26 protein-coding genes are annotated in these 26,035 nt (G+C 54.3%); 17 read left to right on the top strand and 9 right to left on the bottom strand.

All coding sequences use genetic code 11. The features are described 5' to 3' along the window. Nucleotides 1–31 precede the first annotated feature (31 nt). Complete coding sequence (locus tag ACP7A4_RS02580; protein ID WP_426245401.1) at nt 32–1,159, top strand: succinylglutamate desuccinylase/aspartoacylase family protein; 1,128 nt, start codon at nt 32–34, stop codon at nt 1,157–1,159. Between the two features lie 116 nt (nt 1,160–1,275). On the opposite strand, the gene ACP7A4_RS02575 is transcribed toward ACP7A4_RS02580, so the two are convergent. Both ACP7A4_RS02575 and dcd read right to left on the bottom strand, forming a co-directional pair. Further along, complete coding sequence (locus ACP7A4_RS02575; protein ID WP_048362699.1) at nt 1,276–1,476, bottom strand: hypothetical protein; 201 nt, start codon at nt 1,474–1,476, stop codon at nt 1,276–1,278. Nucleotides 1,477–1,570: 94 nt separating this feature from the next. Then, nucleotides 1,571–2,137 (bottom strand): dCTP deaminase, encoded by a 567-nt coding sequence (gene dcd / locus ACP7A4_RS02570; RefSeq protein WP_048362698.1) that lies wholly within the window; start codon nt 2,135–2,137, stop codon nt 1,571–1,573. 352 nt (nt 2,138–2,489) lie between these two features. Between dcd and ACP7A4_RS02565 the strand changes: the two genes are divergently transcribed. Then, nucleotides 2,490–2,699, top strand: a complete 210-nt coding sequence (locus ACP7A4_RS02565; RefSeq protein WP_002554837.1) for a cold-shock protein — start codon at nt 2,490–2,492, stop codon at nt 2,697–2,699. A 160-nt stretch (nt 2,700–2,859) separates the two neighbouring features. Here the strand turns inward: ACP7A4_RS02565 and apbC are convergent, their stop codons facing one another. After that, on the bottom strand, nt 2,860–3,954 hold the full coding sequence (apbC, locus tag ACP7A4_RS02560; protein WP_059764880.1) for an iron-sulfur cluster carrier protein ApbC: 1,095 nt from the start codon (nt 3,952–3,954) through the stop codon (nt 2,860–2,862). Between the two features lie 174 nt (nt 3,955–4,128). On the opposite strand from apbC, the gene metG reads away from it, so the two are divergent. From metG to ACP7A4_RS02540, 4 genes are all read left to right on the top strand, one after another. After that, a complete protein-coding gene (gene metG, locus ACP7A4_RS02555) occupies nt 4,129–6,180 on the top strand; it encodes a methionine--tRNA ligase (RefSeq protein ID WP_426245398.1) in 2,052 nt (683 codons plus the stop codon). Nucleotides 6,181–6,394: 214 nt separating this feature from the next. Next, nucleotides 6,395–7,378 (top strand): electron transport complex subunit RsxB, encoded by a 984-nt coding sequence (gene rsxB, locus ACP7A4_RS02550; protein ID WP_426245396.1) that lies wholly within the window; start codon nt 6,395–6,397, stop codon nt 7,376–7,378. A 67-nt stretch (nt 7,379–7,445) separates the two neighbouring features. Next, nucleotides 7,446–8,084: an endonuclease III gene (gene nth / locus ACP7A4_RS02545; RefSeq protein WP_059764887.1), complete on the top strand. Its 639-nt coding sequence runs from the start codon at nt 7,446–7,448 to the stop codon at nt 8,082–8,084. 106 nt (nt 8,085–8,190) lie between these two features. Next, on the top strand, nt 8,191–8,370 hold the full coding sequence (locus ACP7A4_RS02540; protein ID WP_059764889.1) for a PA3496 family putative envelope integrity protein: 180 nt from the start codon (nt 8,191–8,193) through the stop codon (nt 8,368–8,370). Nucleotides 8,371–8,466: 96 nt separating this feature from the next. Here ACP7A4_RS02540 and ACP7A4_RS02535 read toward each other — a convergent pair whose 3' ends face one another. Then, nucleotides 8,467–9,093: a response regulator transcription factor gene (locus ACP7A4_RS02535; RefSeq protein ID WP_047274014.1), complete on the bottom strand. Its 627-nt coding sequence runs from the start codon at nt 9,091–9,093 to the stop codon at nt 8,467–8,469. 1,018 nt (nt 9,094–10,111) lie between these two features. On the opposite strand from ACP7A4_RS02535, the gene ACP7A4_RS02530 reads away from it, so the two are divergent. Further along, the gene (locus ACP7A4_RS02530) at nt 10,112–10,900 is read left to right on the top strand and encodes a hypothetical protein (protein WP_203302350.1); all 789 of its coding nucleotides are present in this window, start codon (nt 10,112–10,114) and stop codon (nt 10,898–10,900) included. Nucleotides 10,901–10,968: 68 nt separating this feature from the next. Here ACP7A4_RS02530 and ACP7A4_RS02525 read toward each other — a convergent pair whose 3' ends face one another. Further along, the gene (locus ACP7A4_RS02525) at nt 10,969–12,186 is read right to left on the bottom strand and encodes an argininosuccinate synthase (protein ID WP_059764893.1); all 1,218 of its coding nucleotides are present in this window, start codon (nt 12,184–12,186) and stop codon (nt 10,969–10,971) included. Nucleotides 12,187–12,314: 128 nt separating this feature from the next. Then, a complete protein-coding gene (locus ACP7A4_RS02520; protein WP_203302349.1) occupies nt 12,315–13,220 on the bottom strand; it encodes an OmpA family protein in 906 nt (301 codons plus the stop codon). 155 nt (nt 13,221–13,375) lie between these two features. Between ACP7A4_RS02520 and pyrC the strand changes: the two genes are divergently transcribed. Continuing rightward, nucleotides 13,376–14,422 (top strand): dihydroorotase, encoded by a 1,047-nt coding sequence (gene pyrC, locus ACP7A4_RS02515; protein WP_059764897.1) that lies wholly within the window; start codon nt 13,376–13,378, stop codon nt 14,420–14,422. Then, complete coding sequence (rnt, locus tag ACP7A4_RS02510) at nt 14,419–15,090, top strand: ribonuclease T (protein WP_059764899.1); 672 nt, start codon at nt 14,419–14,421, stop codon at nt 15,088–15,090. The genes pyrC and rnt overlap by 4 nt, the downstream gene beginning before the upstream one ends. Nucleotides 15,091–15,167: 77 nt before the next feature. On the opposite strand, the gene ACP7A4_RS02505 is transcribed toward rnt, so the two are convergent. Next, nucleotides 15,168–15,770: a peroxiredoxin gene (locus ACP7A4_RS02505; RefSeq protein ID WP_048362688.1), complete on the bottom strand. Its 603-nt coding sequence runs from the start codon at nt 15,768–15,770 to the stop codon at nt 15,168–15,170. Nucleotides 15,771–16,045: 275 nt separating this feature from the next. Between ACP7A4_RS02505 and ACP7A4_RS02500 the strand changes: the two genes are divergently transcribed. Beyond that, complete coding sequence (locus tag ACP7A4_RS02500) at nt 16,046–16,264, top strand: bacterioferritin-associated ferredoxin (RefSeq protein ID WP_082706834.1); 219 nt, start codon at nt 16,046–16,048, stop codon at nt 16,262–16,264. A 198-nt stretch (nt 16,265–16,462) separates the two neighbouring features. Next, a complete protein-coding gene (gene bfr, locus ACP7A4_RS02495; protein ID WP_019411006.1) occupies nt 16,463–16,933 on the top strand; it encodes a bacterioferritin in 471 nt (156 codons plus the stop codon). Nucleotides 16,934–17,021: 88 nt separating this feature from the next. On the opposite strand, the gene grxD is transcribed toward bfr, so the two are convergent. Then, on the bottom strand, nt 17,022–17,363 hold the full coding sequence (gene grxD, locus ACP7A4_RS02490) for a Grx4 family monothiol glutaredoxin (protein ID WP_203302348.1): 342 nt from the start codon (nt 17,361–17,363) through the stop codon (nt 17,022–17,024). A 386-nt stretch (nt 17,364–17,749) separates the two neighbouring features. On the opposite strand from grxD, the gene argF reads away from it, so the two are divergent. After that, nucleotides 17,750–18,670, top strand: a complete 921-nt coding sequence (gene argF / locus ACP7A4_RS02485) for an ornithine carbamoyltransferase (protein WP_048362684.1) — start codon at nt 17,750–17,752, stop codon at nt 18,668–18,670. Next, the gene (locus tag ACP7A4_RS02480; RefSeq protein WP_203302347.1) at nt 18,667–19,776 is read left to right on the top strand and encodes an ABC transporter ATP-binding protein; all 1,110 of its coding nucleotides are present in this window, start codon (nt 18,667–18,669) and stop codon (nt 19,774–19,776) included. Before argF ends, ACP7A4_RS02480 begins: the two co-directional genes overlap by 4 nt. Before the next feature lie 113 nt (nt 19,777–19,889). On the opposite strand, the gene ybaK is transcribed toward ACP7A4_RS02480, so the two are convergent. After that, nucleotides 19,890–20,360: a Cys-tRNA(Pro) deacylase gene (gene ybaK, locus ACP7A4_RS02475; protein ID WP_059764905.1), complete on the bottom strand. Its 471-nt coding sequence runs from the start codon at nt 20,358–20,360 to the stop codon at nt 19,890–19,892. A 380-nt stretch (nt 20,361–20,740) separates the two neighbouring features. Here ybaK and ACP7A4_RS02470 point away from each other — a divergent pair, with 380 nt between their 5' ends. The 4 genes from ACP7A4_RS02470 (at nt 20,741) to glpD (ending at nt 25,894) form a co-directional block, all read left to right on the top strand. After that, nucleotides 20,741–21,589, top strand: a complete 849-nt coding sequence (locus tag ACP7A4_RS02470; RefSeq protein ID WP_426245885.1) for an MIP/aquaporin family protein — start codon at nt 20,741–20,743, stop codon at nt 21,587–21,589. An 89-nt stretch (nt 21,590–21,678) separates the two neighbouring features. Next, nucleotides 21,679–23,184 carry a glycerol kinase GlpK gene (gene glpK, locus ACP7A4_RS02465; RefSeq protein WP_059764907.1) on the top strand — a complete coding sequence of 502 codons (1,506 nt, stop codon included), beginning with the start codon at nt 21,679–21,681 and terminating at the stop codon, nt 23,182–23,184. A gap of 136 nt (nt 23,185–23,320) precedes the next feature. Beyond that, nucleotides 23,321–24,076 carry a DeoR family transcriptional regulator gene (locus tag ACP7A4_RS02460; RefSeq protein WP_048362679.1) on the top strand — a complete coding sequence of 252 codons (756 nt, stop codon included), beginning with the start codon at nt 23,321–23,323 and terminating at the stop codon, nt 24,074–24,076. Between the two features lie 279 nt (nt 24,077–24,355). After that, the gene (gene glpD, locus ACP7A4_RS02455) at nt 24,356–25,894 is read left to right on the top strand and encodes a glycerol-3-phosphate dehydrogenase (protein ID WP_426245388.1); all 1,539 of its coding nucleotides are present in this window, start codon (nt 24,356–24,358) and stop codon (nt 25,892–25,894) included. The last annotated feature ends 141 nt before the right edge of the window (nt 25,895–26,035 follow it).

The following is a 26,035-nucleotide window of genomic DNA, read 5'->3' as shown; positions in this document are numbered from 1 at the left end:
ACGTTTACTACCCGTTCTCCAGGATTTTCTTATGCGCGCACAACGACATCAGATCCACCCTTTGCTGGCCCCGGTGCCGGGTACTGAACGATTCATCCATAGCTTTCATTACGGGCCAGCGCAGCCACAGGGCAAGGTCTACATCCAGGCGTCCCTGCATGCCGATGAACTGCCCGGCATGTTGGTGGCCTGGCACCTCAAGCAGCGCATGGCCGAGCTGCAAACGGCTGGCCGACTGCGCAGCGAGATCGTGATCGTCCCGGTGGCCAACCCGACGGGCCTTGAACAAGTGTTGATGGACGTACCTGTAGGCCGTTTTGAGCTGTCCAGCGGGCAAAACTTCAACCGCCAATTCCTCGATTTGAGCGGACCGATTGGCGATGCCATCGAAGGTCTTTTGACCGACGATGCCACGCACAACCTGCACCTCATCCGTCGTCATTTGCGTGATGCGCTTGCGGCACAAGTGCCCGCCACGCAACTGCAATCACAACGTTTGACCCTGCAAAAACTGGCCTGCGATGCAGACATGGTGCTGGACTTACATTGCGATTTCGAAGCCGTTGCGCACCTGTACACCACTCCCGAAGCCTGGCCACAGGTTGAGCCACTGGCACGGCGCATCGGCGCGCAAGCCAGCCTGCTGGCAACCGACTCCGGGGGCTTGTCCTTCGACGAGTGCTTTACCCTGCTGTGGTGGGCGTTGAGCCAGCGCTTTGGGCACGCTGCGGCAATCCCGCAGGGCAGTTTTTCGGTCACCGTCGAGCTGCGCGGCCAAGAGGATGTGAGCCACTCACTGGCCGAGCAAGACTGTCAGGCATTGATTGACTACCTGATCGATTTTGGCGCCATTGAAGGCCAACCCGCGCCACTTCCGGCCCTCATGTACCCTGCGACTCCTCTGGCCGGGGTTGAACCCGTCACAACGGCCGTCGGGGGCTTGCTGGTGTTCAGCGCAAAACCGGGCGATTACCTGAAAGCCGGTGCATTGGTTGCCCAGGTCATTGATCCGATCAGTGATCGCGTCACGCCCATTCATTGCACCTGTTCAGGCGTGTTGTATGCCCGTGTCACACGCCGCATGGCCACCGCCGGGATGGTCATTGCGCATGTGGCAGGTGAGCAGGCATATCGCAGCGGGTATCTGTTATCGGCTTGAGGTTCGGCCAGGCTGCTGGGCCGGTGCTGAGCCCACACGGCACACAACACCCGCAATTGAGCATCGGGTGTTGGCCGGCACGGGTCACAGACGGCTGAGGGTGGCGCATTGAACATTCACGCCACAGGCGCAGGCGGCGGCTCATCCGGCAGCGTCGGCACGCCGGGTTCTGTGGGTTGCGGGGTATCGGGGTCTGGCTGGCCGGGAATACCGCCTGCCTGGATCTGAGGGTGTGCAAGTAACGACCAGGCCAGCATCCCGACCTGATTAGGTTCAAGGTTTGCCAACTGGGCGCGGATACTCGGATCAATCTTCATAAGGGCACTCCTGAGCGTGGATCCGGCTCGCTGGGTGTATCACCGGAAATACACTCAGTAGAGTGCATTTGCGCTCAGGAATTCCCTCTGTTCGTCAGGTACGAGGCAAGGTGACGCCACGTTGGCCCTGATATTTACCGCCACGGTCTTTATAAGACACTTCGCACTCTTCATCGGATTCGAAGAACAGCATCTGCGCGACACCTTCATTGGCGTAGATTTTCGCCGGTAATGTCGTGGTATTGGAGAACTCCAGCGTGACGTGGCCTTCCCACTCAGGCTCAAGCGGTGTCACGTTCACGATGATGCCGCAACGAGCGTAGGTGCTTTTACCCAGACAGATGGTCAATACGTTGCGCGGGATACGGAAGTATTCGACGGTGCGCGCCAGAGCAAAAGAGTTCGGCGGGATGATGCAGACATCGCTGGTGACATCGACAAAGCTGCCTTCATCGAAGTTTTTAGGGTCGACGGTGGCGGAGTTGATGTTGGTGAACACCTTGAATTCGTTCGCGCAACGTACGTCATAACCGTAGCTCGACACACCGTAGGAGATCAGACGGTTTGCGCCTTCGCCACGAACCTGGCGCTCAACGAAAGGTTCGATCATGCCGTGCTCTTGCGCCATGCGGCGAATCCACTTGTCTGATTTGATGCTCATGGCGGGGTGTCCTGAATAGCGAGGTGGAAAAATTCTGTCCGGCATCTTACCGGGGCGCGGGGCCAGGTTCAAAAAACTGGAACAGATTTATTAAAAATAGCGCTAAGCGCCGTGAATACAGGCCGTCAGGCCAACCGTCAGTCACGTTTTTAGAGAAACCTTCGCAAAGACCCTTTGCACGTTCCTGAAAAAGGGTTAAGGTGGCGCCACTGTGCTGCTTGTGTCACTGAGAATCTCTACACGATGTTGAATTTCGATCCAACCATCTCCAAGAATTTTTCCTGCTCTTTGCACTCAGTCTCGGCCAGGGCTTTTCCTGCGTCGCAGTTATCTTTGTTCAAGGAGTTACACCATGTCTAATCGCCAAACTGGTACCGTTAAGTGGTTCAACGATGAAAAAGGCTTCGGCTTCATCACTCCACAATCCGGTGACGACCTGTTTGTTCACTTCAAAGCAATCCAATCCGACGGCTTCAAGAGCCTGAAAGAAGGCCAACAGGTTTCTTTCATCGCTACTCGCGGTCAGAAAGGCATGCAAGCTGAGGAAGTTCAAGTTATCTAACTTGTACTGATCCAGTAAAAAACCCCGCCCTCAAAAGCGGGGTTTTTTTATGCCCGCAAAATCAACCTCAAAGCTTGAGCCTGTCTCGCAATGCTTTCAAGTCCGCCTTTTGAATCCAGACGGACAACATCGCGAGAAAGAGCAGCCCCTTACCTCAGCATCAATCGTCGCTGGAGGTAATCGTCGGCATGGCCTGTGACGTCGCTTCATGCAGGACAATGCGCGCGCCCACGTGGCGGGCCAGCTCCTGATAGATCATCGCGATCTGGCTATCCGGCTCTGCAATCGCCGTCGGCTTGCCACTGTCCGCTTGCTCGCGGATGCTCATCGATAACGGCAATGACGCCAGCACCTCAACACCATATTGAGTCGCCAGTTTTTCACCTCCCCCCTCGCCAAACAGATGCTCTGCGTGACCGCAATTGGAGCAGATATGAATCGCCATATTCTCGACAACACCCAACACAGGGATGTTGACCTTGCGGAACATTTCGACGCCCTTGCGAGCATCCAGCAACGCCAGATCCTGCGGCGTAGTGACGACAACAGACCCGGTAACCGGGACTTTTTGCGCTAACGTCAACTGGATATCCCCGGTGCCGGGCGGCATGTCGATGACCAGATAGTCCAAATCATTCCAGGCGGTTTGTGTTACCAACTGCAACAGCGCCCCGGACACCATCGGGCCGCGCCACACCATCGGCGTGTTGTCATCGGTCAAGAACGCCATCGACATCACTTCAACGCCATGGGCTTCTATGGGCACAAACCACTTCTGGTCACGGATTTTCGGGCGCGTGCCCTCGGCAATACCGAACATAACGCCCTGACTCGGACCATAGATGTCAGCATCCAGGATTCCGACCCGCGCACCTTCACGCGAAAGCGCAAGCGCAAGGTTGGCCGCAGTGGTCGATTTGCCGACTCCGCCCTTGCCCGAGGCCACTGCCACTATGTTCTTCACATTGGCCAAACCCGGGATTTGCGCTTGTGCCTTATGCGCAGCAATCACACAGTTGATCTCAACGTTGGCCTTTGCGACACCGTCCATATTCTCGATGGCCAATTGCAGCATCTGCGCCCAGCCTTTCTTGAACAAGCCAGCGGCATAGCCCAGCTCAAGTTGGACATTGACGCGATCACCCTGAACATCAATGTGCCGTACACATCCGGCACTGACCGGGTCCTGATTCAAATAAGGGTCAGTGTATTGGCGAAGTACAGCCTCCACCGCTGCGCGATTGACGGCGCTCATGGGCAACTCCCTAAATAGGTCTGAACAAAACAGGCCGCTATCCTAACCCTTCTAAAGCGGTGGACGCAGGCTTTTAAAAACAGCCGATGCCAACTGATACGCGCCCACGGGGTGAAATAAATTGCCCGGCGCTTTATAGTGGCCGACCACCGTCTCATCAAGTAGCCGAGCCCCATGTCCGAGCCACGCAAGATCCTCGTCACCAGCGCCCTGCCCTATGCCAATGGTTCAATCCACCTTGGCCATATGCTTGAGTACATCCAGACTGATATGTGGGTGCGCTTCCAGAAGCAACGCGGCAATCAATGCACTTACGTCTGCGCAGACGACGCTCACGGCTCGGCAATCATGTTGCGCGCCGAAAAAGAAGGCATCACGCCAGAGCAACTGATCGCCAATGTCCAGGCTGAACACTGCGCCGACTTTGCTGACTTCCATGTCGACTTTGACAATTTCCATTCGACCCACGCCGAAGAAAACCGTGAGCTGTCGAGTGCGATCTATATCAAGTTGCGCGAAGCAGGCCACATTGCCACTCGCTCGATCACCCAGTATTTCGACCCGGAAAAGAAGATGTTCCTGGCCGACCGCTTCATCAAGGGCACCTGCCCTAAATGCGGCACTGAAGATCAATACGGCGATAACTGCGAAAAATGTGGCGCCACTTACGCCCCCACCGATCTGAAGAACCCCAAGTCGGCCATTTCTGGTGCCACCCCGGTATTGAAGGATTCGCAGCATTTCTTCTTCAAGCTGCCCGACTTCGACGCCATGCTCAAGAGCTGGACGCGCAGCGGCGCACTGCAAGATGCGGTAGCGAACAAAATCGCCGAATGGCTGGATGCCGGGCTGCAACAGTGGGACATTTCCCGCGATGCACCGTACTTCGGCTTTGAAATCCCGGATGAACCGGGCAAGTACTTCTATGTGTGGCTGGATGCACCGATCGGCTACATGGCCAGCTTCAAAAACCTCTGCTCGCGTCGTCCAGAGCTGGATTTTGACGCGTACTGGGCCAAAGACTCCACCACCGAGCTGTACCACTTCATCGGCAAGGACATCGTGAACTTCCACGCGCTGTTCTGGCCCGCCATGCTCGAAGGCGCAGGCTATCGCAAGCCCACTGCCATCAACGTGCACGGCTACCTGACCGTTAACGGTCAAAAGATGTCCAAATCCCGCGGTACCTTTATCAAGGCCCGCACGTACCTGGATCATCTGGCGCCTGAGTACCTGCGCTACTACTACGCGTCCAAACTGGGGCGCGGCGTCGACGACCTGGACCTTAACCTTGAAGATTTCGTGCAGAAGGTTAACTCGGACCTGATCGGCAAAGTGGTCAACATTGCCAGCCGTTGTGCAGGATTCATCCATAAAGGCAATGCGGGCGTCATGGTTGAAGGCAACGCAGCGCCTGAACTGACTGAAGCGTTTCTCGCCGCCGAACCTAGCATTGCGCAAGCGTATGAAGCCCGCGACTTCGCGCGCGCCATGCGTGAGATCATGGCGCTGGCCGACCGTGCCAACGCCTGGATTGCCGAGAAAGCGCCTTGGGCAATGGCCAAACAAGAAGGCAAACAGGACGAAGTGCAGGCGGTCTGTGCCTTGGGCATCAACCTGTTCCGCCAACTGATCATTTTCCTCAAGCCCGTGTTGCCAGTGCTCGCAGCAGATGCCGAGGCATTTCTTAATGTCGAGCCTCTGACATGGGCTGACCACCGCACGCTACTCAACAATCATCAGTTGAATGCATTCAAGCCGCTGATGACCCGCATTGATCCAGTAAAAGTTCAAGCCATGACTGACGCCTCTAAAGAAGACCTGATTGCTAGCCAGACCGATACGGGGGCTGCCACGCCAAAAGGCAACGGTGAGCTGGTAAAAGAGCCGCTGGCGGACGAGATCGAGTTTGATGTATTCGCCGCCGTAGACCTGCGCGTCGCGCTGATTCTCAAAGCTGAAGCCGTGGAGGGCGCAGACAAACTCTTGCGCCTGACACTGGACATCGGCGATGAACAACGCAATGTGTTCTCCGGCATCAAAAGTGCCTACCCCAACCCGGCAGAGCTTGAAGGCCGTTTGACCATGATGATTGCCAACCTCAAGCCGCGCAAAATGCGCTTTGGCATCTCTGAAGGCATGGTGATGGCAGCCGGCCCTGGCGGCGAAGAAATCTACCTGCTGAGCCCGGACAGCGGCGCAAAGCCAGGCCAGCGCATCAAATAATACTTGCCTCACACACCCGCTAACGGCTTACAGGCCGTTAGCGGACGTTCATCAGTAGCCGCCCTTCCTGCCTTGTCGGATAATCAGCCACGCTCACTTAACCGTATCGAGCATGACTGATCTGACATTCACGCGTTATCGCCAGCCCACTTCAACCACCGCGCCGGATGAATAGCGCTTGGGGGCGGCCTGCTGTCGCTGGACATAAAACACCATGAGCCTGATTCAACAGATTGATGCTTTATTGCCGCAAACCCAGTGCGGAAAATGCGGCCATCCCGGTTGCAAACCCTACGCGCAGGGTATTGCTCAAGGCGAAGCAATTAATAAATGCCCGCCCGGTGCTGATGAAACCATTGGCGCGCTTGCCACATTGCTGAAAATACCCGTCATTGCACTGGACACGGAGCGCGGCACGGCACCGGCACAAATCGCCTTTATTCGCGAGGCCGAATGCATCGGCTGTACCAAGTGTATTCAAGCCTGCCCGGTAGACGCCATTCTGGGTGCCGCCAAGCTCATGCACACCGTAATAGTGGATGAATGCACGGGATGCGACTTGTGCGTAGCCCCCTGCCCTGTCGACTGCATTGAAATGCGTCCGCTACCTGGCGATGTGATCCCGGTGGTAAGCGGATTGGCTCACGGAGCAGCCCAGCGCCACGCACGCACGCGCAAGCGCGATCACGCTCGACAGCGTTATGAGCAGCGCAAGGTACGCCTGAGCCTTGAGGAGCAACTCAAGCAAGCACAACGGCTCGCTCGCACTCAGCAAACTCGTATACCCACCGTAGCCGCGCACAACCCGACAACCCCATCAGCGCCCCTTGCCGATGCAGCCCTTAAAAAGGCCAAAGTCACCCTTGCGATGGCGCGCGCCCAACTTCACAAATCGCTTAAAGCATTTGGCCATCCGCCGACTGCCCCACAGCAATCCCAGCTGATCCAGCTTCAAGCGCAATTTGAACGTGCAGAACAAGCATTGGCTCAACTCGAACAGCGTCCAGAGCTATCGAGTAACGCGCCCTTAGCCCCCGGCGCCGATGTTAAGCGTGCAAAAATCCAGCTTGCTTTGCGTCGCGCAGAACTGAAAAAAGCCATTAACCAGGCATTGCCGAGTGAGCAGCTCACTTCACTGAACGAAGCAGTCACTCATGCCGAATTGACTCTGGCCGCACTAGACACCGTCAAAGCTTGAAATATCAGGCTTTGCACCTACTTACTCTCAAGGCCCTTAACACTGCACATCGGGAACCTTTTTACTCATGAATGCCGCTAAGCGCCTTGAAATATTTCGTCGATTTCACGAAGACAATCCTGAGCCCAAGACTGAACTGGCCTACACATCGCCCTTCGAACTATTGATCGCCGTGATTTTGTCAGCTCAGGCAACAGACGTTAGCGTAAACAAGGCGATGGCCAAGCTGTTCCCGGTCGCGAATACCCCAGAAGCCATCTACGCTCTGGGAATAGAAGGTTTGTCGCACTACATCAAGACCATCGGCCTCTACAACAGCAAGGCCAAGAACGTGATTGAAGCCTGTCGCTTACTGATCGAGCGTCACGCCAGCCAAGTGCCTCAAACCCGCGAGGAGCTCGAAGCACTCCCTGGCGTAGGTCGCAAGACGGCTAATGTTGTACTGAACACCGCCTTCAGGCAGCTCACTATGGCGGTGGACACGCATATTTTCAGGGTTAGCAACCGGACAGGCATCGCCCCGGGCAAAAATGTGGTGGAGGTTGAAAAGCAATTGATGAAATTCGTACCCAAGCCTTACTTACTGGATGCCCACCACTGGCTGATCTTGCACGGCAGGTATGTGTGCCAGGCACGCAAGCCACGTTGCGGCAGTTGCCGCATTGAAGACCTATGCGAATTCAAGCAAAAAACATCCGATGATTGAACCATCGAAGCTTTTAGGGTTGATCGATTGAGAAAATCTTTTTTACCCCCGAAGCGTTTGTCGCTATAAGGGGCGCCAATAGCTGTCTTGGCCTGGAGTGAAAAGAATGAGCACTGGCAAAGAAAGACTGGATGACGAAGATTTGGATGAGCTGGACGATAGCGTTCCCACACCGTCCCCTGAACCTGTGGCGAAGATCAATCTCGCCAAACGCAGGACCATAGACAACCTTCTTGAGGAAAAGCGCCTCAAGAGACAACTGTCTGACTATGACTACGACCTATAGCCTCCTCAAAAGCCTCCTGTCCCGGAGGCTTTTTATTCTTAAGGACACAAGCCACAACACGCGGATGCATCAATAGCAGCTACGCTCATATCCCCTTCACACCAAGCCATTGCGTTGTGCAAGTTCGATCAGGTCAACCAGGGAGCGTGCATTGAGCTTTAGTAAAAGCCGGGTTTTATAGGTACTGACCGTTTTATTGCTCAAGAACATGCCATCGGCAATATCCTTGTTACTTTTCCCCCGCGCCAACTGTTGCAAGACCATCATTTCTCTCCCCGACAAGCGGTTCACCATATCCGCTTCACTCGCATTGCCAAGGCTCGTGCGTACCGAGTGCAGTGCCTGGTTGGGAAAGTAACTGTAACCGGACAGCACCGCTTTGATTGCACTGAGCAACTCGGTCAAGTCTTGCTGTTTGCATACATACCCCGCAGCTCCGGCCTGCATGCATCGCATGGAAAAATGACCGGGTGCCTGTGACGTCAATACCAGCACCTTTACGGGTAATGCAGGTGTTGAAAGTCGGGCTATAACCTCAAGCCCGTCAAGTTTGGGTATTCCTATATCCAGAATGACAATATCTGGCGCATGTTCACGCGCAAGTTGTAACGCATCTACACCGTTATCCGTCTCAGCAACGACTTCATAGCCATGTCGTTCCATGAGCATACGTACAGCAAGACGGATCACGGGATGGTCATCCACGATCAGCACTTTATTCATGGGCAATTCCAATTTTCGCTGTTCGAATTTTTAGAGTCAGCACAATAGCCTAGTCGTAACACCCTGGGCATAGCGCTCCCCCCCGAGCACTAACAGCCAAAGACATCACCTACATAAAATAACGATTTATCCTACAAAAAACCGCTCTGAAGAAAAACTTCCCGCCTCTCAAACGCGCGAATCACTCCACGTAAGAAAAATCGAACTGCGAAGCCTCCACTTACTATGGAATTAATCAAACGAGTGTTTTTTTGTGCAACCCCATCGCACTTACGCAAGCGATGCTTCGACGCAACGCCATACATCCACACACTGCTTTTTTCAATCACCTTCCTTTGCGCCCGCTCTGAAGCATCACTCAACTGCACATTATGTATGTGGTAATCGGCTGATATAAACGCGTAAAAATTACCTTACAAAACATCTGCAACGACTACCCATGCAAACAGAGAAATATTGACACACCTATTTAGCAGCCCATCAATCATTCAGCAAGAGCTTGGATGCGTATGGAAATATGACTACTAACCACACTAGCATGCCTTTACAACACTGCTACTCGGTAATAATTGTCTCCTGACAAAATCTACTCTCCTTTCATAAGAAAATATTTCAAATTATCACTTAAGGAAAAGTACTACAGATCATTCGGAAAGAGATTAAGCGTTACTTAATCAATACTAACAAGCACATTAGCCAAACCTGCCCAGCATTTGATCACACTCAAAAACCTCCACCTTCATCACTTATTGACGCATCACAAAAAAAGAAAACTTCCGAGCGACTTTCACGACAAATACTACAAAAAACCGTCAAAAACCCATATCCAGATATCGCGCATATAAATACAGGCCACGTTTATCCTTGCGGTTTCAAAAAGCCAGGTCTAGCTTTATAAGAAGTCACACTTTTCACCCTTGCGAACGTCCTCACTGACGCTGATAACAGCCAGGCAAGGCCCCCTTGCGCACAAACTATTTACGTAAAAACCACCCTTATTTTTCGCACAGGCCACATTATGATCACTCAAAAATACAAAGCCAAAAACCCGCTCACCGTCATCGCTATTTTTTCAATGCTTACGCAGGCATCCGCCTCTATTTCCTTGCCTTACATCAACAATGAGAACCAGGAGATCTATGTCTGGTTCTTGATGATTTTCCCACTTATTCTAATTTTTCTCTTTTTCATCACCTTAAACTTTAACAACAAATCCCTTTACTCGCCGTCCGATTTCACTAATGAAACAAACTTCATAACCACTAACACTGAACGCGCGCGCCCGCAAAACGAAGGCAGCAATCATTTCCCACATCCTTATGTGCCAGCACATAAAAAAGCCCTCAACTGGGCAAATGTGAAACTAACTCTTTGCCGCCCCCAAAGCCTTATTTTCTTACCTCAAGGACATCGAGATTATGATTCAACGCACAGCAAACGACGCAAAATAAAAACCGTACTTGACATTAGCTCCTCCACCAGAGAGGCAAGCGCACCACAATCTATTACTTTAAAGAAGGCCGGAACAGACGGCCTGCACATCGCAAACCTTACTCATCCGAACCTTCATATCCTGGATAAAACCAGACTGGAAGAAGTCCTCCACCGCCTGAATAAAGCCTTGCACCCGACCAAAAACATACTCAAGAAAAACACCACGCTTATTCTATTAATCAATCACCAGATCAATGCATTGATGCAAGACACTTCATTAGCAGTGCATGCACATAAGAAAAATCAGCTCATGGAAAACACGACGGTTATCACTTATAACACCCAGGATGACTCCCTCCGCTTGCCCTTTTGACGCTCGCCACTGAATGCCCCCCATAAAAAAGCCCTGACCAAGGCCAGGGCTTTTTAACACCGTGTGTATTAGAACAATTTACGGCCTTTGTTCGCAGCGATCCGCATGCGCAGCGCATTCAACTTGATAAAGCCTGCCGCATCCGCCTGATTGTAAGCACCGCCATCTTCTTCAAACGTTGCAATATTGGCATCAAACAATGATTCGTCGGATTTGCGCCCGGTCACAATCACATTGCCTTTATACAGTTTGAGGCGCACAACACCATTAACGTGCGCTTGGGACGCATCAATCATTTGTTGCAACATTACCCGCTCAGGGCTCCACCAGTAACCGGTGTAGATCAAACTGGCGTATTTAGGCATCAGCTCATCTTTCAAATGCGCCACTTCACGATCAAGCGTAATCGACTCGATAGCACGGTGCGCACGCAGCATGATGGTGCCGCCTGGCGTTTCATAGCAACCACGGGACTTCATGCCCACATAGCGGTTTTCAACGATATCGAGACGTCCAATACCATTCTCACCACCGATACGGTTCAGTGTCGCCAGCACTGTCGCCGGCGTCATTTCAACGCCATCCAGTGCAACGATGTCGCCATTACGGTAGGTCAGCTCCAGATACGTTGGCGTGTTAGGCGCGTCTTCGGGCGACTTGGTCCAACGCCACATATCCTCTTCGTGCTCGGTCCACGTGTCTTCCAGCACACCGCCCTCGTAAGAGATGTGCAGCAAGTTGGCATCCATCGAGTACGGGGATTTTTTCTTACCGTGACGCTCGATAGGAATGGCGTGCTTTTCAGCGTAATCCATCAGTTTTTCACGCGAGAGCAAATCCCACTCACGCCAAGGAGCAATCACTTTGACCCCAGGCTTCAAGGCATAGGCGCCAAGTTCAAAACGAACCTGGTCGTTACCTTTACCTGTAGCGCCGTGAGAAATGGCATCAGCGCCCGTTTCATTGGCGATTTCAATCAAACGCTTGGCAATCAGCGGGCGAGCAATCGATGTGCCCAGCAGGTATTCACCTTCGTAAACAGTATTGGCGCGGAACATAGGGAACACGAAGTCTCGAACGAACTCTTCGCGCAGGTCATCAATGTAGATTTCCTTGACGCCCATGGCTTGCGCCTTGGCACGTGCAGGCTCGACCTCTTCACCCTGACCCAGGTCAGCAGTAAAGGTTACGACTTCACAGTTATAAGTATCCTGCAGCCACTTCAGGATCACCGAAGTGTCCAGGCCGCCCGAATAAGCCAGAACGACCTTGTTTACGTCCGCCATGCCATCACTCCACGGGTTGTTCGAAAAGCCGAACAGTCTACCGCTCAAGTGTATGAATTTACAGAGGCGCGACAGCTTAAGACGACAAAGCGACAGTTACTTTCATTTGCGCGACGAACAAGGCGCATTCAAGAGACGCTTGCAGGGTTGATAACGCTTGCCGCCGGAGCCGTTTTTTCAGGCTCAGGGGTACGATCGAGTCGCACACTGACTCGACGATTTTTCGCACGATTTGCCGCACTGGAATTGCGCACCAAAGGATACTGCTCACCGTGGAAACGCAAGGTGATTTGTGACTCTTGCAGGCCGTTCTCCTTGAAATAGTCCATCACGGCCAGCGCTCTGCGTCGGGACAAGTCCCGGTTGGTCAAGCGATTGCCGGTATTGTCGGAGTGACCGTCCAGCGTGACGTGGTTTACCGTAGGATCTGCCTTCATATAATCAACCATGACTTGCAGATTGATCCGCGCCTGAGCGTCCAGCTCAATACCTCCCCCCGGGAAGCCAATCTGAGTTTGGCGTACCTGTTCAAAGTTTTTCGGCAGCAGCTTGGCAGTACATGCCTCGTAATCACCATAAGCCTGACGGAACTTGACCGGTAACAAGCGAACCTCCGAGAGCCCACCTGACGAGGAGTAATGCCTGACCAACGGACTGCGACCTTCCAGCAACCCTCTGACCAAACTGCCTGCCTGGGCCTGAGAGCTGTTAAACAGCACGTGGCCGCGGTTTATGCGCACCGCCCCCAAATTAATATCACCACGCCCTGGCTGCCAGGGTGCAGCCGCAGCCAGCAGCGTCGCAGACCCTTCACCCATCATCGAGTTGTAGGCATTCAAACGGAAAACCGCTTGCTCACCCGCACGACGCACAAAGGCACCGGAACCGAAATCAGTGATGGGCTGAATCAGACGACACTCGAACTTGTCACCTTCTACCTTCCACTCGATATTCTCCAGACGCGTCTGGAAAGTCAGGGCCATGGCAGGCAGGCTGGCAAACATACTGAGTAGGGCTAGATAACGCTGGCGCACGGGAGGCTCCACAGGCTTGTACGGCAAAAAAACAGCAAACAGATTTACGGCATTCTCAAGAGATATCGGTTAAGCGCCACAAAACTTGATAGCGAGTGCCTGAGAGAGTGTTTTCCGGTAGCATTCGCCTCAGTTTGACCCGCCTGGAATCCCCAATGTCCGACCGCCTGACCCTGCTGCGTCCCGACGACTGGCACATACATCTTCGCGATGGCGCCATGTTGCCTCACACTGTCGCGGATGTTGCGCGCACTTTTGGCCGCGCCATCATCATGCCCAACCTGGTACCTCCGGTGCGTAATGCAACCGAAGCAGATGCCTATCGCCAGCGTATTTTAGCTGCGCGCCCTGACGGTAGCCGCTTCGAACCGTTGATGGTCCTTTACCTCACCGATCGCACACAGCCTGAAGATATTCGTACGGCCAAGGCTTGCGGTTTCGTTCACGCTGCCAAGCTTTATCCTGCTGGCGCCACAACCAACTCCGACTCTGGCGTCACCAGCATCGATGCCATTTTCCCGGTGCTTGAAGCCATGGCCGAAGTCGGCATGCCATTGCTGATCCACGGCGAAGTGACACGCAGCGATGTGGATGTATTCGATCGCGAAAAAATCTTCATCGACGAGCACATGCGCCGCGTTGTGGATCGCTTTCCTACGCTGAAAGTTGTGTTTGAGCACATAACCACTGCCGATGCAGTGCAGTTCGTCAACGAGGCCTCGGCCAACGTCGGCGCAACCATCACCGCTCATCACCTGCTCTACAACCGCAACCATATGTTGGTGGGGGGCATTCGCCCGCACTTCTATTGCTTGCCTATTCTCAAGCGCAACACCCATCAAGAAGCGCTGTTGGATGCGGCAACCAGTGGCAGCGAAAAGTTTTTCCTGGGTACCGATTCGGCCCCGCATGCCCAACACGCAAAAGAAGCGGCGTGCGGCTGTGCTGGCTGCTATACCGCATACGCGGCCATTGAGCTGTATGCCGAAGCCTTTGAACAGCGCAATGCGCTGAACAAACTGGAGGCATTTGCCAGCTTGAACGGCCCGCGCTTCTACGGTTTGCCGCCAAGCGCCGAACACATCACCCTGGTTCGCCAGGAGTGGACCGCCCCAAGCAGCCTGCCCTTCGGCGAGCTGACCGTAATCCCGCTGCGCGCCGGTGAAAAACTGCGCTGGCGCCTGCTGGAGGAACAGTTGTGAGTGACGACCATTTTGATGACGAACACGAAGGCGGTCATAGCGGCCCTCGCCACCCAATGGCCGAGCGCTTTCGCGGTTACCTGCCGGTTGTGATTGATGTTGAAACCGGTGGTTTCAATTGCGCGACCGATGCATTGCTGGAAATTGCCGCTGTGACCATCGGCATGGACGAAAAAGGCTTCGTGTTCCCCGAGCACACCTATTTCCACCGTGTTGAGCCGTTCGAAGGTGCCAACATCGAAGCCGCTGCGCTGGAGTTCACCGGCATCAAGCTTGATCACCCACTGCGAATGGCCGTTAGCGAAGAAACCGCGCTGAATGACATCTTCCGTGGCGTACGCAAAGCCTTGAAAGCCAACGGCTGCAAGCGAGCCATTCTGGTAGGCCATAACAGCAGTTTCGATTTGGGCTTCCTGAACGCTGCTGCCGCGCGCCTGGACATGAAGCGTAATCCGTTTCATCCCTTCTCAAGCTTTGACACTGCAACACTGGCAGGCTTGGCCTATGGTCAAACCGTTTTGGCCAAGGCGTGTCAGGCTGCTGATATCGACTTCGACGGGCGCGAAGCACACTCGGCACGTTACGACACCGAAAAAACAGCTGAGCTGTTCTGTGGCATCGTCAACAGCTGGAAACAAATGGGCGGTTGGAAAGACTTCAACGACTGATTCAGTCGCTTGGACTTTCTTGCCAGCCTAAAAAAACCGGACACTGAGTCCGGTTTTTTTATACCTGAAGCGAACGCTTACAGCTTGTCAGCGTTCTCGGTCAGGTAAGCAGCAACACCCGCAGTCGAAGCGGTCATGCCTTTGTCGCCTTTTTTCCAGTTGGCAGGGCACACTTCGCCGTGCTCTTCGTGGAACTGCAATGCATCAACCAGACGCAGCAACTCGTCCATATTGCGGCCCAGTGGCAGGTCGTTAACGATCTGCGAGCGAACAACGCCCTTGTCATCGATGAGGAAAGCACCACGGAAAGCGACACCACCTTCGGACTCAACGTCGTAGGCTTTGCAGATTTCGTGCTTCATGTCCGCAGCCATGGTGTATTGCACCTGACCGATACCACCGTTGTTAACTGGGGTATTGCGCCACGCATTGTGTGTGAAATGGGAGTCGATAGAGACTGCAACCACTTCAACATTACGTGCTTTGAACTCAGGAATGCGGTGATCCAGGGCAATCAGCTCCGATGGGCACACAAAGGTGAAGTCCAGCGGGTAGAAGAACACCAGGCCGTATTTGCCTTTGATCGCGGTGGACAGCGTGAAGCTGTCAACGATTTCGCCATTGCCCAGAACAGCGGCTACGGTGAAGTCAGGGGCTTGTTTGCCTACGAGTACGCTCATGGATATCTCCTGATGTGCAGCGTGAAGAACGGGAACTGGCTAACCTTCGTTGAAAGGCGTTATTACAGCCAGCGCTCGCGTGAAAAGATCGCGCATCATACACCGCTCGTCGGAACCGGCCTTACCCCTTTTTCATGGCAAGTGCAGATCATCGCGGCACCGTTCGTCAGCCACACCAAATCGAGGCCCTATCGAGACCTAAGTTGCTTTGACAATCATTCTCGTTAACATTAAGATCCATCGCATTGAATCCCAACCAGCGATGGTTCTTATTTATGTACGTTTGCCTTTGCACTGGCGTCACCGATGGAAAAATCCGCGACGCAATCTACGACGGTTGCTGTAGCTACCGTGAAGTCCGCGAAGCGACGGGTGTTGCCAGCCAATGCGGCAAATGTGCATGCCTGGCCAAACAAGTGGTTCGTGAAACCTTGACGTCACTACAAGCCAGCCAGGCCGTTATGAGTTATCCCGCAGATTTTTCAGCTGCCTGAATAAGCCATTTTCAAAGAACCGGACTAATGTCCGGTTTTTTTATGCTCTGAATTCAAGTGCTTAGCGTCTAGACGCGGAACACAAACATTCTTATTCCGATTAATTTTCATTTATTATTCAACTACTTAGGTTTGACAGCTGTAAGTGCGCGGCTCAAACTCTGGCGCATATACAGTTAACTAAGGCAGGCCCTCGCGATGAAAGGCGACATTTCAGTCATCCAGCACCTCAATAAAATCCTCGGCAACGAGCTGGTCGCAATCAATCAATACTTCCTGCATGCACGCATGTATCAGGACTGGGGCCTGGAAAAGTTGGGCAAGCATGAGTACAACGAGTCCATCGATGAGATGAAACACGCTGACAAGCTGATCAAACGCATTCTGTTTCTAGAAGGTCTGCCTAACGTGCAGGACCTGGGCAAGCTGCACATCGGCGAGCACACCAAAGAAATGCTTGAGTGCGACCTGCGTATTGAGCGCACCGGCCATGCTGATCTAAAAGCTGCCATTGCCCATTGCGAAGTTGTCGGCGATTTCGGCAGCCGTGAACTTCTCGAAGATATTCTTGAATCTGAAGAAGAGCACATTGACTGGCTGGAGACTCAGTTAGGTTTGATCGACAAAGTCGGTATTGAGAACTATCTGCAATCTCAAATGGGTGAATAAGCAACTTCGCACTCATTAAAAAACCCCGCCCTGTTCATCGCAGGGCGGGGTTTTTTATTGTGCGCTAATAGTTAGCGCACCACCGTCATCACGCTTCGGTCTTGGCAGCTGCTGCTTTCGCGGCGGCTTCTTTGATCAGCGTTTGCAGCTCACCAGCGGCATGCATCTCAGCCATGATGTCGCTGCCGCCCACCAATTCACCGCCTACCCACAATTGAGGAAAGGTTGGCCAGTTGGCGTACGTTGGCAGGTTGGCGCGAATTTCCGGGTTTTGCAGGATGTCCACGTAAGCGAACTTTTCACCGCAGCCCATCACAGCCTGAGCAGCTTTAGCCGAAAAGCCGCACTGCGGGGCATTCGGCGAGCCTTTCATGTAGAGCAGAACGGTATTGTTGGCAATCTGTTCTTTAATAGTTTCGATGATATCCATGGAGCACCTCGGCTGAACTTTCCGACTCAGTTGTCGGCACGGTGGCGCATTGTAACGGAAACACAAGCAAGACGCTCGGTCGGCCCCACAGACGATAGTCTGCTTCTGCCGCCCATAAATTGCCAAGCAATGTCAGGGCAGTGTACAAATGGGCATCTGAGGGCAGGAAGCCATCCTCCAGGTGATCCAGATACACGCTAACGGCGGACGAACGGAACCTGAACCCTCTAAAAAAACACCCTGATTGGCAAGACGCGACATTTCCTTATAAGATCGCGCCTTCCCCTATTTCGTCGCCCCGTGCGGCTTACGCCGCAGGTCTCGCCCGTTTTTGTGAAAATCCCGGCTTTGAGCATCTGCAGTCGTTGTAAAAAAGGTAGCTAATGATGAGCGCAAGGCACTTTCTCTCCCTCATGGATTGCACGCCCGAAGAGCTAATCAGCGTGATTCGTCGAGGCATTGAGCTCAAGGACCTGCGCCATCGCGGCGTACTCTTCGAACCTCTGAAAAACCGCGTGCTGGGCATGATTTTCGAGAAATCGTCGACCCGCACCCGCTTGTCCTTCGAGGCCGGCATGATCCAGCTCGGCGGTCAGGCCATCTTCCTGTCGCCGCGTGACACCCAACTGGGCCGCGGCGAACCTATCGGTGACTGCGCCATTGTCATGTCGCGCATGCTTGATGCCGTGATGATTCGTACCTTCGCTCACAGCACCTTGACTGAGTTCGCGGCCAATTCCCGCGTTCCCGTGATCAATGGTCTGTCAGATGACTTGCACCCCTGCCAACTACTGGCTGACATGCAAACGTTCATGGAGCATCGCGGCTCGATCAAAGGCAAGACCGTGGCCTGGATCGGCGACGGTAACAACATGTGCAACAGCTATATAGAAGCGGCCATTCAGTTCGACTTCCAGCTGCGCATCGCTTGCCCGCAAGACTATGAACCCAACCCGCAGTTTGTTGCCTTGGCAGGCGAACGCGTGACCATCGTGCGCGATCCACGCGAGGCGGTTAAAGGCGCGCACCTGGTGAGTACGGATGTCTGGACGTCCATGGGCCAAGAGGAAGAAACGGCCAAACGCTTGAAGCAGTTCGCCCCTTACCAAGTCAATAAAGCGCTGCTCGACCTGGCTGCCGAAGACGTGCTGTTCATGCACTGCCTGCCCGCTCATCGCGGCGAGGAAATCAGTGTCGACTTGCTTGACGACCCGCGCTCAGTCGCCTGGGATCAAGCCGAAAACCGTCTGCACGCACAAAAAGCGCTGCTCGAATTCCTCGTTCAACCGGCGTACCACCACGCATGAGTCAGCCTCTACTGCTTAACCTGCGCGATCTGGCCTGCGGGTATCAAGGCCAGAGCGTGGTACAGAACCTCAACTTGCACCTCAATGCAGGCGACATCGGTTGTCTGCTGGGCTCTTCAGGGTGTGGCAAAACCACAACCTTGCGCGCGATTGCAGGCTTTGAACCCGTTCATCAAGGAGAAATCCAGCTGGGCGGTGAAATCATCTCCAGCGCCGGGTTCACCTTGGCGCCCGAAAAACGCCGGATCGGCATGGTGTTTCAGGACTACGCGCTGTTTCCCCATCTCAGCGTGGCAGACAACATTGCGTTCGGTATTCGCAAACTTCCAGGCAAAGAGCGCATTACTGAAGAGTTGCTCGAACTGGTCAACCTGAAGAACCTTGGCAAGCGTTTCCCCCACGAGCTATCGGGTGGGCAACAGCAGCGTGTAGCACTCGCCCGTGCGCTGGCGCCAGAACCGCAACTGCTATTGCTTGATGAGCCGTTCTCGAATCTGGACGGTGAGTTGCGGCGCAAGCTGAGCCACGAGGTACGGGACATTCTGAAAGCCCGTGGCACCAGTGCGATTTTGGTGACACACGATCAAGAAGAAGCCTTCGCTGTTAGCGACCACGTCGGCGTGTTCAAGGAAGGTCGTCTCGAACAGTGGGATACGCCCTACAACCTGTATCACGAACCGCTCACACCCTATGTCGCAAGTTTTATTGGCCAGGGTTACTTCATTCGTGGCCAATTGCTCAGCCCGGAATCGGTTCAGACCGAGCTGGGCGTGTTGCAAGGCAATCGGGCTTATACCTGGCCAACAGGGGGTGCTGTCGATGTATTACTGCGCCCGGACGACATCGTCTACGCACCGGACAGCAACTTGAAAGCGCGCATTATCGGTAAAACGTTTTTGGGGGCTTCAACGCTGTATCGTCTGCAATTACCGACAGGCAGCCAGCTGGAATCCATTTTCCCAAGCCACGTGGACCATTTACCTGGCACAGAAGTGGGCATCCGGGTCGCGGCAGAGCATTTAGTGATGTTTCAAACCAGTGGCAGCACCGCTGCGCAAATCCCGCACAGCGAGGCCGGCGTAAGACGCATGAGCACGTCCCACTGAAAAACGACAACCTGCCCAGACGGATGTATAACGTGCAGGCGCTGTGCTCTCGTGCGGCTTAACCCGCAACAGCGCCGCTACAGCGAGCAAACACTGACGCCTGTAGCGGCTGATCAATCTCGCCCAATGTTGGCAAAGGTGGCCTGTGTCTGCGCTGCCAACACGCCTGGCGCCAGCTCGACCTCAAGCCCGCGTCGCCCCGCACTCACATAAAGAGTGGTTAAATCCTGTGCACTGCTATCTATAAAGGTACGCAGACGCTTCTTTTGTCCCAACGGACTGATCCCACCCAGCAAATACCCTGTCGCTCTTTGCGCCGCCGCAGGGTCAGCCATCTCGGTTTTTTTAACCCCCGCGGCATGAGCCAACGCTTTGAGATCAAGACTTCCGACGACTGGTACCACAGCGACCAACAATTCACCTTTTTCACTGCTCGCCAACAGCGTCTTAAACACCCGACCAGGCTCTAGCCCCAGTTTCTCTGCGGCCTCTAGCCCATAAGAAGGCGCTTTGGGGTCGTGCTCATAGCTGTGTACCTGGTGTTGTGCGCAAACTTTTTTCAGCAGGTCCAGTGCGGGGGTCATGTGCGTTCCAATCGTGCAGTGAGTAAAGACAATCGCGTGCGGATTTTAGGCCATCTGCCCGTAAAAAGGCGTTGGAACGGGCGTTCCGAATTAAATTCCTGATGAATCGTTACACCTGCTCCTACCAATTTGTAGCCTTTGCTTACAGAAAAACAAGCCCCAAAACATCTCCCAAAAGTCAGAATACGACGGCTCGTTCACTTTCGACCTTTGACAGCCGTGTTTCTTGTCTATATTTTTTCGATTCTGAATATATACGCTCGATACCTGAACATTTTTATCCGCACACGAAAACCGGGCGCAAAGCTTCCCGGTTTTTGTGCAGCTTCACGACCAACCTGACTGACGACGTCAAAAAACAACAAAAAAGAGGTTTCAAAATGACGACTGCATCGCAGCACCCAACGCTTTCAGGCCAGTGTATGGCCGAATTTCTCGGCACCGCACTTCTCATCTTCTTTGGTACAGGTTGTGTCGCAGCCCTCAAGGTGGCGGGCGCCAGCTTTGGCCTCTGGGAAATCAGCATCATCTGGGGCATTGGCGTCAGCATGGCGATTTACCTGACCGCGGGAGTTTCAGGCGCTCACTTAAACCCCGCAGTCAGCATCGCGCTGTGCCTGTTCACCGATTTTGAAAAACGAAAACTGCCGTTTTACATCCTCGCCCAAGTGGCTGGTGCCTTCTGCGCCGCAGCATTGGTGTACACCCTCTACAGCAACCTGTTCTTCGATTACGAACAAACTCACCAGATGGTGCGCGGTAGCAAGGAAAGCCTGGAGTTGGCGTCGGTGTTCTCAACCTACCCACACCCGGCGCTCTCAACATTGCAGGCGTTTCTGGTTGAGATGGTGATCACCGCTATCCTGATGGGCGTAATCATGGCCCTCACTGATGACAAGAATGGTCTGCCACGCGGCCCATTGGCGCCGTTACTGATCGGCTTGCTGATTGCTGTGATTGGCAGCTCGATGGGCCCGCTGACCGGCTTTGCGATGAACCCGGCACGTGATTTCGGGCCTAAACTGATGACCTTTTTTGCGGGTTGGGGGGAAGTTTCTTTCACCGGCGCGCGGGATATCCCTTATTTTCTGATCCCCATCTTTGCACCGATCGTCGGTGCCTGCCTCGGCGCAGCGATTTATCGCGGGATGATTGCCCGCCACCTGCCTGCCGTCGAAGCTGTGGCAACGGATGCCCAAGCCAGCGCTGAGGTAAAAACAGCGTCCTGACATCGATTTATGAAACGGGGCGCAGCAGATCACTGCCCGTTAACGCTCTCGCGCCCTGAACCCATTACTTCATTCTGCAAGGCAATCCCATGACCGACATTCAGAATAAGAACTACATTATTGCGCTGGACCAAGGCACCACCAGCTCGCGAGCGATCATCTTTGATCGTGACGCCAACGTGGTTTGCACCGCACAACGTGAGTTCCAACAGCACTACCCGCAAGCCGGCTGGGTTGAGCACGACCCGATGGAAATTTTCGCCACCCAAAGTGCCGTAATGGTTGAAGCCTTGGCACAAGCCGGTCTGCATCATGACCAAGTGGCCGCCATTGGTATCACTAACCAACGCGAAACCACCGTTGTGTGGGACAAAATCAGCGGCCGTCCCATCTACAACGCGATCGTTTGGCAATGCCGACGCAGTACCGAGATCTGCGAACAGCTCAAACGCGACGGCCACGAGCAATACATCAGCGAGACCACCGGTCTGGTCACCGACCCGTACTTCTCGGGCACCAAGCTGAAATGGATCCTCGACCACGTTGAAGGCAGCCGCGAGCGCGCCCGCAATGGCGAACTGCTGTTCGGCACCATCGACAGCTGGTTGATCTGGAAATTTACCGGCGGCAAGACCCACGTCACCGACTACACCAACGCCTCGCGCACCATGCTCTTCAACATCCATACGCTGGAATGGGATGCGAAGATGCTGGAAGTGCTCGATATCCCGCGTGAAATGCTCCCAGAGGTCAAATCCTCCTCCGAAATCTACGGTCGCACCAAAAGCGGCATCGCCATTGGCGGCATCGCAGGCGATCAGCAGGCCGCTTTATTCGGCCAGATGTGCGTAGAACCGGGCCAGGCGAAAAACACCTATGGCACCGGTTGTTTCCTGCTGATGAACACCGGCACCAACGCGGTCAAATCCACACACGGCATGTTGACCACCATCGCCTGCGGTCCCCGTGGCGAAGTTGCCTACGCATTGGAAGGTGCAGTTTTCAACGGTGGCTCCACCGTGCAATGGCTGCGTGACGAACTAAAAATCATCAACGATGCGCACGACACCGAATATTTCGCCAATAAAGTCAAAGACAGCAATGGCGTGTATCTGGTCCCGGCGTTTACCGGTCTTGGCGCACCGTATTGGGACCCGTATGCACGGGGTGCTCTGTTCGGTCTGACTCGGGGCGTACGTGTAGATCACATCATTCGCGCAGCTCTTGAGTCGATTGCCTACCAGACTCGCGACGTACTCGACGCCATGCAGCAGGACTCGGGCGAACGCCTTAAAGCCCTGCGCGTCGACGGTGGCGCAGTCGCCAACAACTTCTTGATGCAGTTTCAGGCTGACATCCTGGGCACCATGGTGGAACGGCCGCAAATGCGCGAAACCACAGCGTTGGGCGCTGCCTACCTGGCGGGTCTGGCATGCGGTTTCTGGAGCAGCCTGGACGAGTTGCGTGGTAAAGCCGTCATCGAACGCGAGTTCGAACCAACGCTGGACGAAGCCAACAAAGAGAAGCTCTACGCTGGCTGGAAAAAAGCCGTGAGCCGCACCCGCGATTGGGAACCTCACGAAGAAAACAACTAAGCAAGGCAGGCAATGCCAGAAGCTGACGCCTGAGGCGTTGGCTTCTATCAACTGACTTCATGGCGCCTGTGAGTAGCAGGCGGCGCTTTCCTGCGGCATCATGGGCGAATTTGCTTCGCCGCCCAAAGGAAACTCCATGAATCTGCCTCCACGCCAACAGCAGATCCTCGAACTCGTTCGCGAGCGCGGCTATGTCAGCATCGAGGAAATGGCGCAGTTGTTCGTCGTCACACCGCAGACCATTCGTCGCGATATCAACCAATTGGCCGAAGCCGATTTGTTGCGTCGCTACCACGGTGGAGCAGCCTATGACTCCAGTGTTGAAAACACCGCCTACGCCATGCGCGCGGATCAAATGCGCGATGAAAAACGCCGTATCGGCGAAGCCATCGCTGCCCAGATTCCTGACCACGCCTCGATCTTTATCAACATCGGCACCACCACCGAGTCGATAGCCAGAGCGTTACTCAACCATAGCCACCTAAAAATCATCACCAACAACCTGCATGTCGCCTCAATTCTGAGCGCCAAGGATGACTTTGAAGTCCTGATTGCAGGCGGTAACGTGCGTCGCGACGGCGGCATCGTTGGTCAGGCCAGTGTCGACTTCATAAACCAATTCAAATTCGACTACGCCTTGGTAGGTATCAGCGGTATCGATTCAGACGGCAGCCTGCTGGACTTCGACTACCAAGAAGTACGCGTTTCCCAAGCCATCATTGCCAATGCCCGGCAAACCATACTGGCCGCAGACTCCAGCAAGTTCGGACGTAACGCGATGGTACGCCTGGGTCCAATCACACTGATCGATTGCCTGGTGACCGATCAACCACCCGTGCCAGAGCTGGCTCAATTGTTGGCCCAGAACAAAATCCGCCTCGAAGTGGTGTAACTGCATTCCACGCTAATCTGTAGGCGTTAGGGCAGGCTGCGATTTTTGGCGGTTATTTCGTAATAGATATTGGCCAGATATCAAGACGCAGCCTTCGCGCATCAGCAGCTTCTACCTAATGCATATCGGCAAAATGTTCGAAATTCTTCCTTTCAGCCCTCTTCGATGAGTTTTTTCAATCGAAGGGTGCTGGCTGCCCGCCTGTTTATCCGCTACCATTTTCGAAAATGAACATTAATGTTCGAATTCAAATATGCGTAAACAACGCGAGGCTCATCCATGTCGCACAACACCTTGCCTGCCACCCCTCTCGCCGAGGTCTACGATGTTGCCGTGATTGGCGGCGGGATCAACGGTGTCGGCATCGCCGCAGACGCAGCCGGGCGCGGCTTGTCGGTTTTTCTGTGTGAAAAAGATGACCTCGCCAGCCACACATCTTCAGCCAGCAGCAAGCTGATTCACGGCGGTCTGCGCTACCTCGAACATTACGAGTTCCGTCTGGTGCGAGAAGCCCTGGCTGAGCGTGAAGTGCTCCTGGCCAAAGCCCCACACATCGTTAAACCGATGCGTTTCGTGTTGCCGCACCGCCCCCACCTGCGTCCTGGCTGGATGATCCGCGCGGGTCTGTTCCTTTACGACCATTTGGGTAAGCGTGAAAAGCTGGCAGGCTCCAACAGCCTCAAGTTCGGCGCAGACAGCCCGCTCAAAGCTGAAATTACTAAAGGCTTCGAATATTCGGATTGCTGGGTCGATGACGCCCGCCTTGTCGTGCTCAATGCAATGGCCGCGCGCGAAAATGGCGCTCATGTGCATACCCAAACCCGCTGCGTGGGGGCTCGTCGCAGCAAAGGCTTGTGGGAATTGAACCTGGAACGCGCTGACGGCAGCGTGTTCTCGATTCGCAGTAAAGCGCTGGTCAACGCTGCCGGCCCCTGGGTTGCCAAGTTCATCAAGGACGATCTCAAGCTCGAATCGCCCTATGGCATTCGCCTGATTCAAGGCAGCCACTTGATCGTACCCAAGCTGTATGACGCGCCGAATGCGTTCATCCTGCAAAACGAAGACCAGCGGATTGTGTTCACCATTCCGTACATGGACCAGTTCACCATCATCGGTACCACTGACCGCGAATACACCGGCGACCCGGCCAAGGTCAGCATTACCGAAGAAGAAACCGAGTACTTGCTGAACGTGGTCAACGCCCACTTCAAAAAGCAAGTAAGCCGTGCCGACATCTTGCGCACTTACTCCGGCGTGCGGCCCCTGTGCAACGACGAATCCGATAACCCGTCGGCTGTGACACGCGATTACACACTGGCCCTGTCCGGCGTACCGGGTGAAGCGCCCCTGTTGTCGGTATTCGGTGGCAAGCTGACCACGTATCGCAAACTGGCTGAATCGGCGATGGCGCAACTGACGCCCTTCTTCACGCAGATCAAGCCAAGCTGGACTGCCAGCGCCACACTGCCTGGCGGCGAAGACATGACCACACCGGCTGCCTTGAGTGCCGCCCTGATCAAGGCTCACGGCTGGCTCGATGCTGCCATTGCCAAACGCTGGGCAATCACTTACGGCAACCGCGCATGGCGCCTGCTGGACAGCGCTCAAAGCCTTGAAGACATGGGGGAGCACATCGGCAGCGGCCTCTATAGCCGAGAAGTGGATTACCTGTGCACTCAGGAATGGGCACTGGATGCACACGACATCCTGTGGCGTCGCACCAAGCTGGGCCTGTTCACCACCGCTCAAGAGCAGGAACACCTGGCGCGATACATGACCAGCCTCAACCTCAAACACCGCAAAGTTGAAGCGGCTTAACGCCCAAACCTCGCAAAACCTCTAGGGGCGAATCCGCCCCTAGAGATGGCCTTGTGCCTGCCCTCCATTCGGATTTCCGAACAGCCTTGCCCATGCCTATTCGGCTTTCCGGGCGACAGGGGCTTTTCCTCCGCACTCCAT

It is taken from the genome of Pseudomonas sp. TWR3-1-1, from assembly GCF_049896545.1.
In the GTDB taxonomy this organism is placed as follows: domain Bacteria; phylum Pseudomonadota; class Gammaproteobacteria; order Pseudomonadales; family Pseudomonadaceae; genus Aquipseudomonas; species Aquipseudomonas weihenstephanensis.
This window is presented reverse-complemented; position numbering and strand designations above follow the sequence as displayed.

Excerpts from the sequence above, each read along its gene's own strand:
- ACP7A4_RS02470 (WP_426245885.1), top strand. The coding sequence starts at position 20,741 with ATGACGACTGCATCGCAGCACCCAACGCTTTCAGGCCAGTGTATGGCC.
- ACP7A4_RS02500 (WP_082706834.1), top strand. The coding sequence starts at position 16,046 with ATGTACGTTTGCCTTTGCACTGGCGTCACCGATGGAAAAATCCGCGAC.
- ACP7A4_RS02480 (WP_203302347.1), top strand. The coding sequence starts at position 18,667 with ATGAGTCAGCCTCTACTGCTTAACCTGCGCGATCTGGCCTGCGGGTAT.
- ACP7A4_RS02505 (WP_048362688.1), bottom strand. The coding sequence starts at position 15,770 with ATGAGCGTACTCGTAGGCAAACAAGCCCCTGACTTCACCGTAGCCGCT.
- bfr (WP_019411006.1), top strand. The coding sequence starts at position 16,463 with ATGAAAGGCGACATTTCAGTCATCCAGCACCTCAATAAAATCCTCGGC.
- dcd (WP_048362698.1), bottom strand. The coding sequence starts at position 2,137 with ATGAGCATCAAATCAGACAAGTGGATTCGCCGCATGGCGCAAGAGCAC.
- ACP7A4_RS02540 (WP_059764889.1), top strand. The coding sequence starts at position 8,191 with ATGAGCACTGGCAAAGAAAGACTGGATGACGAAGATTTGGATGAGCTG.
- nth (WP_059764887.1), top strand. The coding sequence starts at position 7,446 with ATGAATGCCGCTAAGCGCCTTGAAATATTTCGTCGATTTCACGAAGAC.
- ybaK (WP_059764905.1), bottom strand. The coding sequence starts at position 20,360 with ATGACCCCCGCACTGGACCTGCTGAAAAAAGTTTGCGCACAACACCAG.
- metG (WP_426245398.1), top strand. The coding sequence starts at position 4,129 with ATGTCCGAGCCACGCAAGATCCTCGTCACCAGCGCCCTGCCCTATGCC.
- ACP7A4_RS02460 (WP_048362679.1), top strand. The coding sequence starts at position 23,321 with ATGAATCTGCCTCCACGCCAACAGCAGATCCTCGAACTCGTTCGCGAG.
- pyrC (WP_059764897.1), top strand. The coding sequence starts at position 13,376 with ATGTCCGACCGCCTGACCCTGCTGCGTCCCGACGACTGGCACATACAT.
- grxD (WP_203302348.1), bottom strand. The coding sequence starts at position 17,363 with ATGGATATCATCGAAACTATTAAAGAACAGATTGCCAACAATACCGTT.
- rsxB (WP_426245396.1), top strand. The coding sequence starts at position 6,395 with ATGAGCCTGATTCAACAGATTGATGCTTTATTGCCGCAAACCCAGTGC.
- ACP7A4_RS02565 (WP_002554837.1), top strand. The coding sequence starts at position 2,490 with ATGTCTAATCGCCAAACTGGTACCGTTAAGTGGTTCAACGATGAAAAA.
- argF (WP_048362684.1), top strand. The coding sequence starts at position 17,750 with ATGAGCGCAAGGCACTTTCTCTCCCTCATGGATTGCACGCCCGAAGAG.
- ACP7A4_RS02580 (WP_426245401.1), top strand. The coding sequence starts at position 32 with ATGCGCGCACAACGACATCAGATCCACCCTTTGCTGGCCCCGGTGCCG.
- ACP7A4_RS02525 (WP_059764893.1), bottom strand. The coding sequence starts at position 12,186 with ATGGCGGACGTAAACAAGGTCGTTCTGGCTTATTCGGGCGGCCTGGAC.
- glpK (WP_059764907.1), top strand. The coding sequence starts at position 21,679 with ATGACCGACATTCAGAATAAGAACTACATTATTGCGCTGGACCAAGGC.
- ACP7A4_RS02575 (WP_048362699.1), bottom strand. The coding sequence starts at position 1,476 with ATGAAGATTGATCCGAGTATCCGCGCCCAGTTGGCAAACCTTGAACCT.
- ACP7A4_RS02535 (WP_047274014.1), bottom strand. The coding sequence starts at position 9,093 with ATGAATAAAGTGCTGATCGTGGATGACCATCCCGTGATCCGTCTTGCT.
- apbC (WP_059764880.1), bottom strand. The coding sequence starts at position 3,954 with ATGAGCGCCGTCAATCGCGCAGCGGTGGAGGCTGTACTTCGCCAATAC.
- glpD (WP_426245388.1), top strand. The coding sequence starts at position 24,356 with ATGTCGCACAACACCTTGCCTGCCACCCCTCTCGCCGAGGTCTACGAT.
- ACP7A4_RS02530 (WP_203302350.1), top strand. The coding sequence starts at position 10,112 with ATGATCACTCAAAAATACAAAGCCAAAAACCCGCTCACCGTCATCGCT.